Origin of the sequence: Halomonas sp. 113 (genome assembly GCF_904067645.1) — a bacterium.
GTDB lineage: Bacteria > Pseudomonadota > Gammaproteobacteria > Pseudomonadales > Halomonadaceae > Vreelandella > Vreelandella titanicae.
In genome coordinates, this window is the sequence record NZ_LR881453.1 from 3,943,322 (window position 1) to 3,960,106 (window position 16,785).

The following is a 16,785-nucleotide window of genomic DNA, read 5'->3' on the forward strand; positions in this document are numbered from 1 at the left end:
CGTGCTTTTATGGTGCCGGAAAACACAGATAATGTGGTACCGGAAAACGCCTATGATACTGGAAACCAGCCGTCACACGAAATCAACAAGGTGACAGCCTGCCCCTGGCTGGGTATCGTGGCAGCTTGTTTCATGCCGACAAGACGCCATGCTGACGTTGATTTGCCGACATTTTGTAGCCCGTGCCAGCGCTTATTATGCGCTAATAGCGATTACGCTTCTGACTCTGGTGCCCACCCTCTCCCTGGTTCCTCCCGGCGAGCATCTGACTCAGATCACTGCAAAAGATTTTATTACCGTTCACACCCGTAATACACCCACCACTTATTACCAAGGTCGCCAGGGCCCTACCGGCTTTGAGTACGAGCTAATGCACCGCTTTGCCGACTATCTAGGGGTGAGTCTTAACCTTAACGCCCGCCATCACCCTGAAAGCGTGCTGCCGGCGGTACGTGAGAGCGGCGACCTGGGCGCGGCAGCGCTACCCCTGCTGCCTAATCCCTCTGGTGTTTACTACACCCGTCCGATTATCAAGATGCAGCCGCTGGTAGTATACCGGCGCGGGCTTAATGGTATTAGTGAACCAAGCGACCTTGTAGGCCTGGAGCTTGGTACGCTTAGCGAAGCGGGTACCAGCGAAGCACTGCGCGATCTCCAGAAACGCCACCCCACCCTAAGCTGGAAAGAGTCCCATGAGTTGGAGGTCGCCGAACTGCTGGCCCGGGTTGAAAACGGCACCCTGGACGCAGCGGTTATTTTTGAGCATCAATTTCGGTTAAACCGGCTGTTTTTCCCCAACGTTGAGCGTGGCTTTATCCTCGGCGACCCGCTCTCCATGGCATGGGCAGTGCCCAGCGGTCGCGGTTTGGGGTTACTCGAAGCTGCTAATCGCTTCCTCCAAGACCTGCAGGAGAGCGGCACGCTAGATCAGCTAGTCAGCCGCTACTTCGGTCATGACGACTACTTGGAGTATGTCGGTACCCGCACCTTTCTTGACCATCTGGATGCACGCCTGCCTCGCTATACTGAATTATTCCAGCAATCCGCCCAGGAAACAGGTTTTGATTGGAAGCTACTCGCGGCCGTGGGCTACCAGGAGTCGCACTGGGATCCAGATGCGGTCTCGCCGACCGGGGTGCGTGGTTTAATGATGCTAACCAACCCCACTGCCAGCGAGATGGGCATCAGCGACCGCACCGACCCGGCCCAAAGCATTGATGGCGGTGCCCGTTATTTGCGCAGCATCAAAGACCGCCTACCGGAAAGCATTACCGGTGATGACCGGCTTTTTATGGCCATGGCTGCCTATAATGTGGGGCTAGGGCATTTATACGACGCCCGTAAGATTGCCGAGATGCGAGGCGGTGACCCCGACAGCTGGACGGATGTACGCGCCGCACTGCCCCTGCTACAGCAGCGTGAATGGCACAGCCAAACGCGGCATGGCTACGCCCGTGGTGGCGAGCCAGTAATATACGTACGCAATATCCGTCGCTACTACGAAATGATTGAGTATGTTGAACGTAGCCGCCAGCAGTTTTTCCAACTAGAACAAACGTCAGTCAACGATGATCCACTGCTATTGTTCGAACTTGTGCCGCCGCTTGATTAACACTTCTTAACTATTTCTGGCTAAGTTGATCGCGTCGCGCGGTGAAAAAACGCTTCAGTAATTTTTGCGAGGGTGCTGCTAATACACCGCCAGTCACCGCGACCTGATGGTTGAACCACGGCTGCGCCAGTAGGTTAGCCTTTGATTCAACCATGCCAGCCCGAGGCTCAGCAGCACCGTAAACCAAACGGGCTAGGCGAGCATGTATCATCGCCCCTGCGCACATCATGCACGGCTCTAAGGTGACAAACAGCGTGCAGCCCTCAAGCCGATAGTTCCCCTGCTGCTGCCCCGCCTCGCGCAGCGCACGAACTTCCGCATGGCCGCTGGGGTCGCAACTGGCTACCGGGGCGTTGCAGCCAGCGCCTATGATCTCCCCCTGCGCATCGACGACAACCGCCCCCACGGGCACCTCACCTGCCGCAGCGGCCAAGTGTGCTTGGTCAAGCGCCCGGTGCATGTAAAATTCATCGCTGCGCATAAACGTAAACTCCGCTAAGGTAGCTAAACGATCGTATGAAAGGGTTGTCCCCCGTCGTAGCAACTCACTTTCATCGACAGCATTCGATTGAGACAGCCGCAAGGATACCGAGAATGACAGACGCGCTGAACAAACTGGTAGCGTTACTGGAGCTAGAAACGCTGGAAGAGACGCTATATCGTGGCCAGAGTCAGGATCTAGGCTTTCCTCAGCTCTATGGTGGTCAGGTACTCGGCCAAGCGCTTGCAGCCGCTGCGCGCACAGTGCCCATTGAGCGCCGCCCGCACTCTCAGCACGGCTACTTTCTGCGTCCTGGTGACCCACATCGCCCCGTTGTCTACCAAGTGGATACCATCCGCGATGGCGGCAGCTTCACGACCCGTCGTGTCACTGCCATTCAAAAAGGCCGGCCAATCTTCTTCTGCAGCGCCTCCTTTCAAAGCGCTGAGGCGAGCTTTAGCCATCAGCGCACCATGCCGGATGTGCCGACACCCGAAGCGTTAATCGAGAACGGCGAGGCCAAGCATGACCGCTTTCCCGGTCACCCGATTGAGTTTGTGCATCTACCCGGCAACCCCGACAACGGTACACCTGCTGGCCAATGCTTATGGTTTCGTCTTTCCGGCACGCTGCCAGACGACCCGGCGTTGCACCGCCACTTGCTCTCTTACGCCTCTGACTTCAATCTGCTGACCACCAGCCTGATTCCCCATGGCATTGAGTACCGAGACCCCAAGCTACGCATTGCCAGCCTTGACCATGCCCTGTGGCTCCACCAGGACACCCGCCTTGACGATTGGCTGTTATACGTCATCGACTCACCCTGGACAGGCGGCGCTCGCGGGCTGGCGCGGGGGCATATTTACAGCCGCGATGGCCGCTTAGTGGCCTCCACCGCTCAGGAAGGGTTAACACGCTATTCTCAAAGCTAAATAAATAATCTCTCAAAACATTTACGCCCGCTAAGCAGCGGGCGTAAATCGACTAACCAGGGCGCAGTGCCTTAGCCGCCATAAACATCATTAATTGACTGCAGCGGGTAGTGCGCCGGGAAAGGCTTACGGGCGACACCAGAATCAACCGCAGCTTGCGCCACCGCCGAGGAAACCCGCGCCAGCAGGCGAATATCGACCGGCGTGGGAATGATGTACTCGCGGCCAAAACTCATCTCGGTGCGCTCGTAGGCGTCCAGCACTTCCTGAGGAACCGGCTCGCGGGCCAAGTCTTTCAAGGCATGCACCGCGGCCAGCTTCATCTCTTCATTAATGCGCGTGGCGCGAACATCCAAAGCGCCGCGGAAGATAAACGGGAAGCCCAGCACGTTGTTGACCTGGTTCGGGAAGTCCGAACGGCCGGTGGCCATGATCACATCCGGGCGCGCTTCCCGGGCAACGTCAGGATGGATCTCCGGATCCGGATTGGTGCAGGCAAAAATCACCGGATCTGGCGCCATTTTCTTCACCTGATCAGCGGACAGCAGCCCCGGGCCTGACAGGCCGATAAAGACGTCAGCATTGTCGATGGCATCGTCCAAGGTGCGCATCTCGGTATCACGGGCGAATTCAGCCTTATATTCGTTGATACCTTCGCGATCAGTATGAATAACGCCACGCCGATCCAGCATTACCAAGTTCTCTTTACTCGCACCACAGGAGACCAGCAACCGCATGCAGGCAATCGCCGCCGCCCCTGCGCCCATGCAAACGATCTTGACGTTCTCAATTTTTTTGCCCGCGATATCCAAGGCATTAAGCATACCGGCCGCTGTCACAATTGCGGTGCCGTGCTGGTCATCGTGGAAGACCGGGATGCTGCAGCGCTCAACCAGTGCTTTCTCAATTTCAAAACACTCCGGCGCCTTGATGTCTTCAAGGTTAATCCCGCCCCAGGTATCGGCAATGCGCGCGACGGTATCGATAAACGCCTGGGGGCTTTCCGCATCCACTTCGATATCCACCGAATTGATGCCTGCAAAGCACTTAAACAGCACGCCCTTGCCTTCCATCACTGGCTTGCTCGCCAGCGGGCCCAGATTACCCAAACCCAGAATAGCGCTGCCATCGGTAATCACGGCGACCAGATTGCCCTTGCCGGTATAGCGGTAGGCATTTTCCGCATCCCGGGCAATTTCAAGTACTGGCTCAGCCACGCCTGGACTATACGCCAGTGCCAAATCCCGTGCTGTCGCGGTGGGTTTGGTCAACTCCACCGAAAGCTTACCGGGAATCGGTTTCGCGTGATAATCCAAAGCAGCCTGCTTATTTGCATCCGTCATGGTCAGAGTCCAGTTAACATAAAGTAGATAAGTCGTTTCAGAATATAGAAAAAACCATAGCGCCTCAAGCGCGCCGTCAACTTACGACAAAACGCTCGTTTAACCGAATTTTATCTTCACATTCGTCACTTTTAGCCACTATTTGCAGAAACTTATGCAAACAGGCTTTACTCATAATGCTTTACTTATTGCTGCATAACAGAATTTATGGAAATTTTTTTCACATAAAATTCATGCAGCAAGCATATCCAGCTCACAAAAAACCCACGCCGAGGCGTGGGTTTTGCGCGAGCATAGCCTTATAGGAATAGCCTGATATGAACAGGCATGCTGGCGATATGGCTATCCGACTGGGATTAGCCGCGCTTAACAGCAGCGCCGAAACGCTTGTTGAAACGCTCTACGCGGCCACCAGTGGTCGCTTGCTTCTGCTTACCAGTGTAGAACGGGTGGCAGTTAGAGCACACATCCAAGGAGAAGTCCTGACCAGAGGTCGTACCTACCTGGAAAGTGGCGCCGCAAGAACAGCTGGCGGTGACCGTGTTGTAATTCGGGTGAATACCTTGTCTCATTTCGAGCCTCACGAAGCTATATGCCGCCACCTGATCTCGTGCCAGGTACCGCATACGGGTTTGGAAAAAACGACTAACCGGTTAGCCGCTCTGTCGTTACGATAGGTCTTTACAAATAGATCGATAAAGATCGTTAGGATTCAGAGCGGTCGCATATTCTAGCAAAACTAACGCCGGAGGCCAATTGGCTGACTCTTTTTCTTCGCAGGCATATTCTCAAGGGCAGTCTCAAAGACCGTCCCAAAGATCTTCCCAAGCACTCGATCAAGTGCTCAAGGTAGCGCTGCCTTCGCCGCTGCGCCGCCTGTTCGACTACCTGCCTTCCAGGGAAACGCCTCCCTGCGGCTGGCAGCCGGGGCTGCGAGTGCGAGTGCCCTTTGGGCGCCGCGAAGTCGTCGGCGTGGTCGTCGAATTGGCTGACCACAGCGACCTTCCGCGCAGCCAACTGCGTAGCATCAGCGAAGCGCTGGATGATGCCCCGTTGCCGGAGGATTGGCTATGGCTATGCCGTTTTGCCGCCCGTTATTATCAGCACAGCCTAGGCGACACCCTGCACCACGCCATGCCTGCACGGCTACGCCAGGGGCACCCCATGGCTGGGCGCACCCAGACTCTCTGGCTTGCCCAAGGCGAAGGCGCAGAAGAAATACTCAGCCGAGCGCCCAAGCAAGCCGAGCTGCATGCGCTGCTGCGCCAACACCCTCATGGGTTGCCTGGCCGTGCGGTTAGCGCCCACGGCTTTGCCCGCGACCAGCTATTAGCGCTGGAGAAGAAAGGCCTCGCATCCAGCCAGGAACACATCCTCACTGCCCCAACGCCACCCAGCGGCAACTTACTGGCAACACCGGCCCTGCCGCTTAACCGTGAACAGGCGACGGCGCTAGCCACACTGCATGAAAAACTCGATGGCTATCACCCCTGCTTACTCGAGGGTGTCACCGGCAGCGGCAAAACAGAAGTCTACCTGCAGCTTATTGAAGCCGTCGCCGCCAAGGGGAAACAGTCGCTGGTACTGGTACCGGAAATTGGCTTAACCCCACAGACACTCGCCCGCTTTAGAAGCCGCTTTCGGGTACCCGTGGTGGCGCTGCATTCAGGCCTCACCGACCCCGAACGGCTAGATGTGTGGGAAGCCGCCGCCAGCGGCCGGGCGCTCATTATCATCGGTACCCGCTCGGCGATTTTCACCCCGCTGGCCAACCCCGGCGCGATTATTGTCGATGAAGAGCACGACGGCTCCTACAAGCAGCACGACGGTTTGCGCTACCACGCCCGCGACTTAGCCGTGGCTCGGGCCCACTACCATAAAATCCCGCTGCTGATGGGCAGTGCCACACCCTCCCTGGAGAGTCTGCACCAAGCGCTTAGCGGCACCTACCGCCACCTACGCCTGACCCAGCGCCCCAGCCAGCACCCGCCAGCCAAGCTGGAGCTGATTGATCTACGCCACCAGCGCCGCCAGGGCGGCCTGCTGCCCGGTGCCATCAAAGCGATTAAAAGCACCTTGAGCACTGGCAAGCAGGTGCTGATTTTTATCAACCGGCGCGGCTTTGCACCAACACTTGCCTGCCACGCCTGCGGCTGGATGGCCGATTGCCACCAGTGCGATGCGCGCATGACGCTACACCGCCAGCCCCCCCTACTGGCTTGCCACCACTGCGATAGCCGCCGCGCCCTGCCGGACGCCTGCCCCGAGTGTGGCAGCGGCGACCTGCGCGCCTTGGGTAGCGGCACAGAACGCACTGAAGAAACGCTGCAAACGCTGTTCCCGAAAACCACTATCCACCGCATCGATCGCGACAGTACTAGGCGCAGGGACAGTTTTGAACAGGTACTAAAAGAGATTCAGCGCGGCGAACCCTGCGTGTTGGTCGGTACTCAGATGCTCGCCAAAGGGCACCACCTACCCCACGTCACACTTGTCGTGGTCGTCAATGCCGACGGCGGCCTCTACGCCGCTGATTTTCGCGCTCTGGAGCACAGCGCCCAACTACTTGAACAAGTAGCGGGCCGTGCCGGTCGCGCCGCCCACCCAGGCCGAGTGCTGGTGCAAACCCTCCACCCCGACGACCCACACTTGGGCCAATTGGCTGAACATGGCTACGGGGCCCTTGCGCGCAATATGTTGGAAGAAAGGCGCATTTCCCAGCTGCCCCCGTTCTGTTTTATGGCACTGCTACGCATCGAAAGCCCCAAAGAGGAGGCCGCTTTGGCCATGGCGCAACAGGCCGCTCAAGCCCTGCGCCAATGGTTAAAAGAGACCGGCGTAGCCACCCGCTGCCTGGGGCCTGTGCCCGCGCCGATGGAAAGACGCCAGAACCGCTACCATTTACACGTTATGCTGGCAGCCGATAAACGCAGCCAACTACACCCGGCCGTTAGCTGGCTGGTGCAGTGGCTTGAAGCCAATCGAGAGGCCCGCAAGGTACGCTGGTCGATTGATATCGACCCACAAACCCTCGCTTAGTACTTGTATATAACAGTTAAAACAGCGATTTACATAACTGGTGTCAGGGCAGGTTGTAGTGAGGGTCTTTTTCCATGGACGGAAAAAGTAGCGCCCAGGGAGGGGTCAACAGCGCCCTCGCGGAAACCTGTCCTCGACACCAATACATGTACAGAACCGTTTGTTTAGCAACACGCCTTTGAAACTGCGGCTCAATTGCCGATAATAGCCGCTTTGCCGACGCACCTTTACTGCTGCGCGTTAGCACACGCCGCCACAGACGTAACCGGATACCCACATGAAAGATACGATAGTTTCTCTGCTCGAAGGCGCGATCACCGCGCTCAAGCACCAAGGCGTGCTGCCAAACGACCTTCAGCCCACCATCAAAGTGGATCCTACCAAAGACAAGGCCCACGGCGATTACGCCACCAACTTGGCGCTGATGTTAGCCAAGCCGGCAGGCAAAAATCCGCGTGAATTAGCCAACGCGCTGGTTGCAGCGCTACCCGAAAGCGACGCTATCCAAAAAACCGAGATTGCGGGCCCCGGCTTTATCAACTTTTTCGCCGCCGCCGATGCCGCAGCGCAAATCGTTGCCCAGGTACTCGACTGCGGCGACACCTTTGGCCGCAGCATGGTCGGCAAAGGCGAGAAAGTGCAGGTCGAGTTCGTTTCCGCCAACCCCACCGGCCCGCTGCACGTAGGTCACGGTCGGGGCGCAGCGATTGGCGACTGCCTATGCCGCCTTCTCGAAGCCACCGGTTTTGATGTCACCCGCGAGTTCTACTACAACGACGCTGGCGCCCAGATCGCCAACTTGGCGCGTTCGGTACAAGCGCGGGTGAAAGGCTTAGGCCCTGACGACGATAGCTGGCCGGAAGACGGCTATCGCGGCGAGTATATCGTCGATGTGGCCAACGACTACCTGGCAGGCAAAACGGTCAGTGCCGATGACCGCGAAGTCACTGCCAAAAAAGACCCGGATGATTTAGACGCCATTCAAGAGTTTGCCGTGGCGTGGCTGCGTCGCGAACAGGATCTGGATCTAAAAGCCTTCGGTGTGGAGTTTGACGTCTATTTCCTAGAGTCCTCACTCTATGAAGATGGCAAGGTGGACGCCACTGTTGAAAAACTGGTGAGCGCAGGCCACACCTATGAAGAAGATGGTGCCATGTGGCTACGCACCACCGACTTCGGTGATGACAAAGACCGCGTAATGCGCAAACGCGAGGGTGGCTACACCTACTTCCTGCCTGATGTGGCCTACCACCTGGACAAGTGGCAGCGCGGTTTCAAAACCGTGATCAACGAGCAGGGGGCCGACCACCACTCCACCGTCACCCGCGTACGCGCCGGTTTACAGGCACTGGAAGTAGGCATTCCCAAAGGCTGGCCCGACTACGTGCTCCACCAGATGGTCATGGTTACCCGCTCAGGCGTTGAGGTAAAACTCTCCAAGCGCGCCGGCAGCTATGTCACTGTGCGCGACTTGATCGACGAAGTGGGCCGCGACGCCACGCGCTTCTTCCTCGCCGCCCGCCGCGCCGACTCGCAGCTCACCTTTGATATCGACCTGGCCCGCTCCCAGTCGAATGACAACCCGGTCTACTACATCCAGTACGCCCACGCCCGGGTCTGCAGCATGCTGCGCAAAGCCCAGGATGCCGACCAGCCGTTTGATCACGCCTTGGCACTGGCCAACCTAGCGCTGCTGGACAGCGACCAGGAGAAAGCCGTACTTAACCGGCTAGCGCGCTTCCCTGAAGTAGTGGAAACCGCCGCCAGAAACCGCGAGCCACAGCAGGTTGCCCAGTATTTGCTCGACCTTTCCGGCGACTTCCACACCTGCTACAACGCCGTCAAAGTAATGGTCGAAGACGACACCCTGCGCAATACGCGCCTGGCACTAGGCCTCGCCACCCGTCAAGTGCTGCGCAACGGGCTTGACTTAATGGGGGTTAGCGCCCCAGAGGAGATGTAAGCAATGGCTAGCCCGCGCAAAAAGCCCGCCCCCCGCCGCGGAGCCACATCGCAGCGCAAGTCCAAACGCAGCTCAGGCGGCGACTTCCGCCTACCCGGCTGGCTGTGGGGTCTTGCCGGTATGGCGGCGGGCTTCTTTTTGGCTCAGCACCAGCACGGCACCGCCCCCTGGCAAGAGCAGAACGAAGCGCCTCAAGCCACGGTACTGCCCAAGCCCTCGGGTAGCGAAGAGCGCGCCGCCGCTCGGGAAACCGAGGAAGCCGCTGAACCGTCGATGCCGACGTTTGAATTTTATACCCTGCTGCCGGAAACCGAGGTCATTGCCCCCGGCGTCTCTCTGCCTTCAAGCGTTGTGCGCCCGGAGGCTCCCGAACCGACAGCCGATAGTGCTGCGGCCTCTGGCGCTGCAGGCGACGACCCCATCGCCCAGGTGATTGCCGCCAACACCCGACCTGAAGATCAGGTATCGGCGGCTCAGGAGAATGAAGCGGCCACCAATACCCCAGGGCGCTATATGCTTCAGGCGGCCTCGTTTCGTGAAGCCAGCGACGCCGAACAGCTGCGTGGCCGACTGCGCAATTTAAGCCTGCTGGCGGAAATCAGCGAAGTAAAGGCGGATGGCAATACCTGGCACCGGGTACAAGTGGGGCCTTACGAGGACACCCGTGAGTTGAACCGGGCCCAGGATTTAATGAACACCCAAGGTATCGAGCCCCTGCTTATCCAACTGCAAAACTAATAATCCCTCCTGGATTACCCTGCGGGCGGTTGATTTTTTATCAGCCGCCCGCATTTTGTTGTGAACGCTTAAACAATGGTCGCTTATTGAGTGGCCTGCCAGTCATCGGGAGCTCGCCTCCCCCAAGGAGTTATCTCCATGACCACTATTGTCTCCGTTCGTCGTGGTAATCAGGTCGCCCTCGCTGGCGACGGCCAAGTATCGCTGGGCAATACCGTAATGAAAGGTAACGCCAGCAAAGTACGCCGCCTCTACCGCGGTAAGGTACTGGCCGGGTTTGCGGGTGGCACGGCAGATGCGTTCACGCTGTTTGAGCGCTTTGAAGCGCAGTTGGAAAAGTACCAAGGCCATTTGACCAAGGCAGCGGTTGAGCTTGCCAAAGATTGGCGCACTGACCGGGCACTGCGCCGCCTGGAAGCGCTGCTCGCCGTTGCGGACCACAGCGCCTCGCTGATCATTACCGGTAACGGTGATGTAGTCGAACCCGAGCGCGGCATTATTGCCATTGGCTCTGGCGGCAACTTCGCCCAAGCCAGCGCCCGGGCGCTACTGGAAAATACCGAGCTGTCGGCGCGTGAAATCACCGAGAAGTCGCTTTCGATCGCTGGTGATATCTGTGTATTCACCAACCACCACGTGACCCTCGAAGAGCTGTCGATTGACGATCGCTAATCAACTCACGCGATCCCCAAGCGCCGCTCACTGCACACTAAGGTTACTTATATGACTCAGATGACACCCCGCGAAATTGTTCACGCTCTAGACCAGTACATTATTGGCCAGCAGGATGCCAAACGCGCCGTGGCAATTGCTTTGCGTAACCGCTGGCGCCGTATGCAGCTCGATGACGACCTGCGCCCAGAAGTCACCCCTAAAAATATTTTGATGATCGGCCCCACCGGTGTGGGTAAAACCGAGATTGCCCGCCGCCTGGCCAAACTGGCTAAAGCGCCGTTTATTAAAGTCGAGGCGACCAAGTTTACTGAAGTTGGTTATGTAGGCCGTGATGTAGAGTCGATTATCCGCGACTTAATGGAAGCGGCGATCAAGATGGTGCGCGAACAGGCCAAAGAAGAAGTTAGCCACCGCGCCGAAGATGCTGCAGAAGACCGCGTGCTAGACGCCCTTCTGCCGCCGCCCCGTGGCCAGGAAGACAAGCCGCGGGAAGACAGTGGCACCCGCCAGACCTTCCGCAAGAAGCTTCGCGAAGGGCAGTTGGACGATAAAGAGATCGATATCGAAATCTCTTCCCAGGGCCAAGGCATCGATATCATGACGCCACCAGGTATGGAAGAGATGACCAGCCAGCTGCAGAGCATGTTCTCCAACATGGGCCAGCAGAAGCGTGAAAACCGCCGCGTAACAGTCAAAGAGGCGCTGGTACTGCTGCGCGATGAAGAAGCGGGCAAGCTGGTCAACGAGGAAGAGATCAAATCCCGCGCGGTCTACTCGGTCGAGCAACACGGCATCGTATTCCTGGATGAGATCGATAAAGTCGCCAAGGGTAGCGGCCAGTCCAGCGGTGGCGAAGTCTCCCGTGAGGGCGTCCAACGAGATCTGCTGCCGCTGATAGAGGGTTCCACCGTCTCGACCAAGTACGGCATGGTTAAAACCGATCACATCCTGTTTATAGCCTCCGGTGCTTTCCACCTGTCGCGCCCATCGGATCTGATCCCTGAACTACAGGGCCGCTTGCCGATCCGGGTTGAGCTTGACGCGCTAACGCCCAACGACTTTAAGCGCATTCTCACCGAGCCCTCCGCCTCGCTGACCAAGCAGTACCAAGCGCTGCTGGCCACCGAAGGGCTGGACGTAGAGTTTACTCCCGACGGTATCGAGCGCATCGCTCAGATCTCCTGGCAGGTCAACGAAGGCACTGAAAATATCGGCGCCCGCCGCCTACACACAGTGATGGAGCGGCTATTGGAAGAAGCCTCTTTCCGAGGCGGCGATATGGAGAGCCCGCTGGTAATTGACGGCGACTATGTCAATGCTCAGCTTGGCGAACTGGCGGTCGACGAAGACCTGTCGCGGTATATTTTGTAAGCTGCGTCTGCTGTTATTATCTGCATTGGTACCGTCAGCAACAGCAAGCCCGCTCTTTGCGGGCTTGCTGCTATGTTCATAAGCCATGGACACTTAGCGATGAGGTTTCATCATGAATGCGCCCACCCCCACTAGGGTTCACTACCATAAACAGGCCCGCAAGCTGGAGCTTGGCTACGCCAATGGGGAGAGTTTTCACCTCCCGGTTGAGTTTTTACGCGTCTATTCGCCTTCCGCCGAAGTGCGTGGCCACGGCGGCGACACCGCGGTACTGCAAGTGGGTAAAAAAGATGTCGGCCTGCAAAATATTACTCAGGCGGGCAACTATGCACTGAAACTGCACTTCGATGATGGCCATGACAGCGGGCTGTTTAGCTGGAACTACCTGTATGACCTCGCGACCCACCAAGAAGCCTACTGGAACAACTACTTGCAGCGTTTAAAAGAGGCCGGTGTCTCGCGAGAGCCCGCCAGCATTCAATTCAAGCAACTGTGACTACCTGACTCATATCCTATACAAGAAGCCAGGCAGACAAGCCAGGGTGGACAAGGCTACAATGGCGTTAACTTTTAATCGCGTCGATCTCAGGGTCAAAAGACCTAAGGTCGATTTGCCATCGCCTCGAATTCGGGAGCTACTGCCCAATGAGCCCCACAGAAAAACGCACCACTGACTTTGGTTTTCAGGAAGTCCCAGTTGATGAAAAAGCTTCACGAGTGGCCGATGTTTTCCACTCCGTGGCTGCCCGCTACGATGTGATGAACGACCTGATGTCTATGGGCATCCACCGAGTCTGGAAGCGTCTTACCATTGAACGCGCAGGTGTGCGGCCTGGTCACCACGTGCTGGATATCGCGGGCGGCACAGGGGATTTAACGCTTAAGTTCTCCCGTTTGGTTGGCCCCCGGGGCAAAGTCGTACTTGCCGACATCAACGCCTCCATGCTCAAAGTGGGCCGCGACAAACTGATGGATAGCGGCGTAGGCGGCAACGTCGAGTATGTTCAAGCCAATGCCGAAAGTCTGCCGTTTCCCGACAACAGCTTCGACTGCATCACCATTGCCTTTGGTTTACGTAACGTCACCGACAAAGACGCCGCGTTGCGCTCCATGGCCCGTGTGCTCAAGCCCGGTGGTCGCCTTTTGGTGCTGGAGTTCTCCAAGCCCAATAACCCGCTGCTCTCCAAGGCCTACGATGAGTACTCTTTCCGCCTGCTGCCCAAAATGGGTGAACTGGTGGCGGGGGACGGCGACAGCTACCGCTATCTGGCGGAGTCGATTCGCATGCACCCAGATCAGGAAACGCTTAAAGCCATGATGGAAGAGGCGGGACTTGAGCGGGTTGAGTACACCAACCTGACCGGTGGTATCGTTGCGCTGCACCGCGGCATTAAGTTATGACATTTCAAAGCAGTGCGACATTGCAAAACAGCATGACGTCCAAAAGCCAGACAACGTCCCTGCGGCCGATGACGCTATCTACCAAGAGGTCAGCATGCTGGTAACCCCGACCCTGCTGCTGGCCGGTTGTGAACGCACGCTCAACGCCCTGCTCGCCTGCGACCCTGCTGCCCCTGAACGGCTAGCGGCACTGGCGGGCAGCCGTCTACTGGTGCGCCTTGAGCAGCCCCATTTAGCACTGGTCATTCACTACCATCACGCCGGGCTCGACCTGATGCGCGGCGATGACGTTGATGAAACCGACGTAGACGCAGTGGTAGAGCTCACCCCGGAAACGTTTTCCGAGTGGATCAGCGGCGCCTCGATTGAACGCCTTATGTTTGACGGCAAGCTGGCGGTGCGCGGGCGTATCCATCTGCTTGAAGCCACTCGAGACCTGCTCTTCGACCTGGACATCGACTGGGAGAGCGAGCTGGCCCGCTGGCTGGGCGATATGCCCGCCCACTCCCTGGCCGAGGGACTGCGCCGCGCTGCCCGCTGGGGGCTGCGTGCCAAAGACGAGCTGATGCAGGATGTTTCTGAATATGTCTTTGAAGAGGCACGCCTGCTGCCAGGGCGGCAGCAGCGTAGCCTACTGCGCGAGCATCTGACCGAGTTAGAGGTGGCGACCGATCGCCTGGAAGCGCGACTAAACCGCTTACAGCGACGTCTAGAACAGCTACAGCTTGCGCCACAGGAGTCGCGCCCATGAGCCTGCGCCTGCTGCGGATAAGCTGGGTGATCAGCCGCCACCGGCTTGACACACTGCTGCCGCTAGAGCGGCTGCCCTGGTGGCTCCGGGCGCTGCTATGGTTTTCTCCGCTACGTTTGATCCCCGTTGGCAAGCGCTCGCGGGGCGAACGTCTGCGCTTGTCGCTGGAAGCACTGGGGCCGATTTTTATTAAATTCGGCCAAATGCTCTCGACCCGTCGCGACCTGCTGCCAGCGGATATCGCCGATGAGCTGAAACGCCTGCAGGATCAGGTGCCGCCCTTTCCCGGTGATCAAGCCGCCGACCGGGTCGAGAAAGCGCTGGAAATGTCGCTGGAAGAGGCCTTTGCTGAGTTTGACCGAGTGCCATTGGCCTCGGCGTCGATTGCCCAGGTGCACGCGGCAAGACTGCACGGCGATGAAGACGTGGTGGTGAAAATCATTCGCCCCGGCATTGATCGCGTGATGCGTCAGGATATGGCGCTGATGTACCAAGTCGCCAAGCTATTCTCCAAAATCCCCGAGGCGCGTCGCCTGCGTCCGGTGGAAGTCATTCGCGACTACGAAGCCACGCTGTTTGACGAGCTGGATCTCTACAAAGAGGCCGCCAACACCTCGCAGCTCAAGCGCAACTTCAAAGACTCACCGCTGCTGTTTGTGCCCACCATCTACTGGCCCTTCACCCGCCGCCATGTGATGGTGCAAGAGCGCATTCGCGGTATTCCGGTCGCCGATTTAGATACCCTGATTGCTCGTGGCACTAATTTGAAGAAGCTTGCAGAGCGCGGCGTCGAGCTGTTCTTTACTCAGGTATTCCGTGACAACTTCTTTCACGCGGATATGCACCCAGGCAATATTTTCGTCAACTGTGACAACCCCGAAGATCCCCAATACATTGCTATCGATTGCGGCATCGTCGGCAGCCTGACCCGGGAAGATCAGGACTACTTAGCGCGTAACCTACTGGCGTTTTTCCACCAGGACTATTATGAAGTCGCTGCGCTGCACATCGAATCCGGCTGGGTGGGCGAAAACACCCGCGCTAACGAATTCGCAGCGGCGATTCGCACCGTTTGTGAGCCCATTTTAGAGAAGCCGTTGAAAGATATCTCCTTCGGCCAGGTGCTATTGGGGCTGTTTCAAACCGCGCGGCGCTTTAATATGGAAGTACAGCCGCAGTTGGTACTGTTGCAGAAAACGCTGCTCAATATTGAAGGCCTGGGGCGCCAACTCTATCCGGATCTAGATCTGTGGAGTACCGCCAAGCCCTATTTAGAGCAGTGGATGAAAGAGCGTGCCGGGGTCAGCGGTTTATGGGAGTCGCTGAAGCGCCAGGCGCCGGAGCTTTCGCACCAGTTGCCCGAGCTGCCCGTACTGGCTCACCAGGCGCTAAGCCGTATGGAGCACGAGCATCGCCAGCGCCACCAGCAAGTCGAATCGATCAACGACATGCGGGTGCAGATGGCGCGCCAGGGCAAACGCCTCTACCGCCTTCGGCTTGGCTTGATTCTGCTGGCGCTGGCACTGGCGTGGCAGCCATTAAGCGGTTGGATTGCACTTCAGGAGTGGCCGATACTAGCGGCCGCCGCCATTGGCCTACTGCTGCTGGTATGGCAATAGAGTGACGCACTAAACGTTTACGAGGATTCCCATGGACAGCAACGCATTATCGCCTAACAATTCGACTAGCCATACTGATGTGCTGGATACGCTCAATGAGGTGCTAAAGCAGCGACGCCATGCAGCGGCAGAAGAATCTTATGTTGCCTCCTTGCATCATAAGGGTTTGAACAAGATACTCGAAAAGGTAGGCGAGGAAGCAACAGAAACAGTGCTTGCGGCAAAAGATGCCGAGCATGGTAGCGAGGCTGAACGCCAAGCATTGATTTCTGAAACCGCCGACCTGTGGTTTCATAGCCTGGTGATGCTGTCACACCTGGGGATGGATCATCAGGCCGTTTTAGACGAACTGGCACGGCGTTTCGGCATTTCCGGACACGAGGAAAAAGCCGCCCGCCAGCCATAGTTGCCACATAGGGCTGTCGCATAGTGGTAACGCGCGTACTGTAGTACTGCTCCTAGCCATAGGGCTCGTATTCATTGGCTCAGTGGTAAAAGAGATAGCGCTAAAATAGGTAGCACTCACTAAAATAGATAGCACTCAATCGATAGTTAACCTGCTCGCAAGAGGACACGCATATGTTAGGTGGTATTAGTATTTGGCAGTTGCTGATTGTGCTGGGCATCATCATTCTGGTTTTCGGCACCAAAAAACTGCGTAACGTGGGCACCGACCTAGGCGGGGCGGTCAAGGGCTTCAAGAAAGCCATGCACGACGAGGAGAAAAATAAAGAGGCGGACAAAGAGGACGCCGACCAACCCCATGCCAAAGTGAGCCATGAAGAGCCGGGCAACACTTACGACGTTCAAGCCGAAGAGAAACAGGCCGCCCACGACCGCAACGAAGAGCGCAAATAAAC

The 16,785-nt window shown here is 57.5% G+C and carries 16 protein-coding genes; 13 read left to right on the forward strand and 3 right to left on the reverse strand.

What is annotated here, in order from left to right; all coding sequences use genetic code 11:
• Window positions 1-148 precede the first annotated feature (148 nt).
• Entirely contained in the window at window positions 149-1,612 is a 1,464-nt protein-coding gene (gene mltF, locus YERSI8AC_RS18650; protein WP_009287436.1) for a membrane-bound lytic murein transglycosylase MltF, read from the forward strand.
• Window positions 1,613-1,622: 10 nt separating this feature from the next.
• Here mltF and tadA read toward each other — a convergent pair whose 3' ends face one another.
• Window positions 1,623-2,093 (reverse strand): tRNA adenosine(34) deaminase TadA, encoded by a 471-nt coding sequence (gene tadA / locus YERSI8AC_RS18655; protein WP_022522109.1) that lies wholly within the window; start codon window positions 2,091-2,093, stop codon window positions 1,623-1,625.
• A gap of 113 nt (window positions 2,094-2,206) precedes the next feature.
• Between tadA and YERSI8AC_RS18660 the strand changes: the two genes are divergently transcribed.
• On the forward strand, window positions 2,207-3,025 hold the full coding sequence (locus tag YERSI8AC_RS18660) for an acyl-CoA thioesterase (RefSeq protein ID WP_022522108.1): 819 nt from the start codon (window positions 2,207-2,209) through the stop codon (window positions 3,023-3,025).
• A gap of 71 nt (window positions 3,026-3,096) precedes the next feature.
• Here the strand turns inward: YERSI8AC_RS18660 and YERSI8AC_RS18665 are convergent, their stop codons facing one another.
• A complete protein-coding gene (locus YERSI8AC_RS18665; protein WP_022522107.1) occupies window positions 3,097-4,368 on the reverse strand; it encodes a malic enzyme-like NAD(P)-binding protein in 1,272 nt (423 codons plus the stop codon).
• A gap of 356 nt (window positions 4,369-4,724) precedes the next feature.
• Entirely contained in the window at window positions 4,725-4,940 is a 216-nt protein-coding gene (rpmE, locus tag YERSI8AC_RS18670; protein ID WP_081742600.1) for a 50S ribosomal protein L31, read from the reverse strand.
• Between the two features lie 184 nt (window positions 4,941-5,124).
• On the opposite strand from rpmE, the gene YERSI8AC_RS18675 reads away from it, so the two are divergent.
• From YERSI8AC_RS18675 to tatA, 11 genes are all read left to right on the forward strand, one after another.
• Window positions 5,125-7,407, forward strand: coding sequence for a primosomal protein N' (locus YERSI8AC_RS18675; protein WP_022522106.1), 2,283 nt, complete (start codon window positions 5,125-5,127; stop codon window positions 7,405-7,407).
• 277 nt (window positions 7,408-7,684) lie between these two features.
• On the forward strand, window positions 7,685-9,370 hold the full coding sequence (gene argS / locus YERSI8AC_RS18680; protein ID WP_009287439.1) for an arginine--tRNA ligase: 1,686 nt from the start codon (window positions 7,685-7,687) through the stop codon (window positions 9,368-9,370).
• Window positions 9,371-9,373: 3 nt separating this feature from the next.
• Window positions 9,374-10,108, forward strand: coding sequence for an SPOR domain-containing protein (locus YERSI8AC_RS18685; protein ID WP_159177296.1), 735 nt, complete (start codon window positions 9,374-9,376; stop codon window positions 10,106-10,108).
• A gap of 138 nt (window positions 10,109-10,246) precedes the next feature.
• Window positions 10,247-10,780: an ATP-dependent protease subunit HslV gene (gene hslV, locus YERSI8AC_RS18690; RefSeq protein ID WP_007113850.1), complete on the forward strand. Its 534-nt coding sequence runs from the start codon at window positions 10,247-10,249 to the stop codon at window positions 10,778-10,780.
• A 51-nt stretch (window positions 10,781-10,831) separates the two neighbouring features.
• On the forward strand, window positions 10,832-12,154 hold the full coding sequence (gene hslU, locus YERSI8AC_RS18695; protein WP_009287441.1) for an ATP-dependent protease ATPase subunit HslU: 1,323 nt from the start codon (window positions 10,832-10,834) through the stop codon (window positions 12,152-12,154).
• 112 nt (window positions 12,155-12,266) lie between these two features.
• Window positions 12,267-12,650 (forward strand): gamma-butyrobetaine hydroxylase-like domain-containing protein, encoded by a 384-nt coding sequence (locus YERSI8AC_RS18700; protein WP_022522104.1) that lies wholly within the window; start codon window positions 12,267-12,269, stop codon window positions 12,648-12,650.
• Window positions 12,651-12,799: 149 nt separating this feature from the next.
• A complete protein-coding gene (ubiE, locus tag YERSI8AC_RS18705; protein WP_022522103.1) occupies window positions 12,800-13,555 on the forward strand; it encodes a bifunctional demethylmenaquinone methyltransferase/2-methoxy-6-polyprenyl-1,4-benzoquinol methylase UbiE in 756 nt (251 codons plus the stop codon).
• 94 nt (window positions 13,556-13,649) lie between these two features.
• Window positions 13,650-14,306, forward strand: coding sequence for a ubiquinone biosynthesis accessory factor UbiJ (locus YERSI8AC_RS18710; protein ID WP_022522102.1), 657 nt, complete (start codon window positions 13,650-13,652; stop codon window positions 14,304-14,306).
• On the forward strand, window positions 14,303-15,925 hold the full coding sequence (gene ubiB / locus YERSI8AC_RS18715; protein WP_022522101.1) for a ubiquinone biosynthesis regulatory protein kinase UbiB: 1,623 nt from the start codon (window positions 14,303-14,305) through the stop codon (window positions 15,923-15,925). The genes YERSI8AC_RS18710 and ubiB overlap by 4 nt, the downstream gene beginning before the upstream one ends.
• A 31-nt stretch (window positions 15,926-15,956) precedes the next feature.
• Window positions 15,957-16,331 carry a phosphoribosyl-ATP diphosphatase gene (locus tag YERSI8AC_RS18720; RefSeq protein ID WP_027958642.1) on the forward strand — a complete coding sequence of 125 codons (375 nt, stop codon included), beginning with the start codon at window positions 15,957-15,959 and terminating at the stop codon, window positions 16,329-16,331.
• A 173-nt stretch (window positions 16,332-16,504) separates the two neighbouring features.
• Window positions 16,505-16,783: a Sec-independent protein translocase subunit TatA gene (gene tatA, locus YERSI8AC_RS18725; RefSeq protein WP_022522099.1), complete on the forward strand. Its 279-nt coding sequence runs from the start codon at window positions 16,505-16,507 to the stop codon at window positions 16,781-16,783.
• The last annotated feature ends 2 nt before the right edge of the window (window positions 16,784-16,785 follow it).

Bases quoted from the DNA above. Each gene is read 5' to 3' on its own strand.
- mltF (WP_009287436.1), top strand. From the start codon at position 149: ATGCTGACGTTGATTTGCCGACATTTTGTAGCCCGTGCCAGCGCTTAT.
- tadA (WP_022522109.1), bottom strand. From the start codon at position 2,093: ATGCGCAGCGATGAATTTTACATGCACCGGGCGCTTGACCAAGCACAC.
- YERSI8AC_RS18660 (WP_022522108.1), top strand. From the start codon at position 2,207: ATGACAGACGCGCTGAACAAACTGGTAGCGTTACTGGAGCTAGAAACG.
- YERSI8AC_RS18665 (WP_022522107.1), bottom strand. From the start codon at position 4,368: ATGACGGATGCAAATAAGCAGGCTGCTTTGGATTATCACGCGAAACCG.
- rpmE (WP_081742600.1), bottom strand. From the start codon at position 4,940: ATGAGACAAGGTATTCACCCGAATTACAACACGGTCACCGCCAGCTGT.
- argS (WP_009287439.1), top strand. From the start codon at position 7,685: ATGAAAGATACGATAGTTTCTCTGCTCGAAGGCGCGATCACCGCGCTC.
- YERSI8AC_RS18685 (WP_159177296.1), top strand. From the start codon at position 9,374: ATGGCTAGCCCGCGCAAAAAGCCCGCCCCCCGCCGCGGAGCCACATCG.
- hslV (WP_007113850.1), top strand. From the start codon at position 10,247: ATGACCACTATTGTCTCCGTTCGTCGTGGTAATCAGGTCGCCCTCGCT.
- hslU (WP_009287441.1), top strand. From the start codon at position 10,832: ATGACTCAGATGACACCCCGCGAAATTGTTCACGCTCTAGACCAGTAC.
- YERSI8AC_RS18700 (WP_022522104.1), top strand. From the start codon at position 12,267: ATGAATGCGCCCACCCCCACTAGGGTTCACTACCATAAACAGGCCCGC.
- ubiE (WP_022522103.1), top strand. From the start codon at position 12,800: ATGAGCCCCACAGAAAAACGCACCACTGACTTTGGTTTTCAGGAAGTC.
- YERSI8AC_RS18710 (WP_022522102.1), top strand. From the start codon at position 13,650: ATGCTGGTAACCCCGACCCTGCTGCTGGCCGGTTGTGAACGCACGCTC.
- ubiB (WP_022522101.1), top strand. From the start codon at position 14,303: ATGAGCCTGCGCCTGCTGCGGATAAGCTGGGTGATCAGCCGCCACCGG.
- YERSI8AC_RS18720 (WP_027958642.1), top strand. From the start codon at position 15,957: ATGGACAGCAACGCATTATCGCCTAACAATTCGACTAGCCATACTGAT.
- tatA (WP_022522099.1), top strand. From the start codon at position 16,505: ATGTTAGGTGGTATTAGTATTTGGCAGTTGCTGATTGTGCTGGGCATC.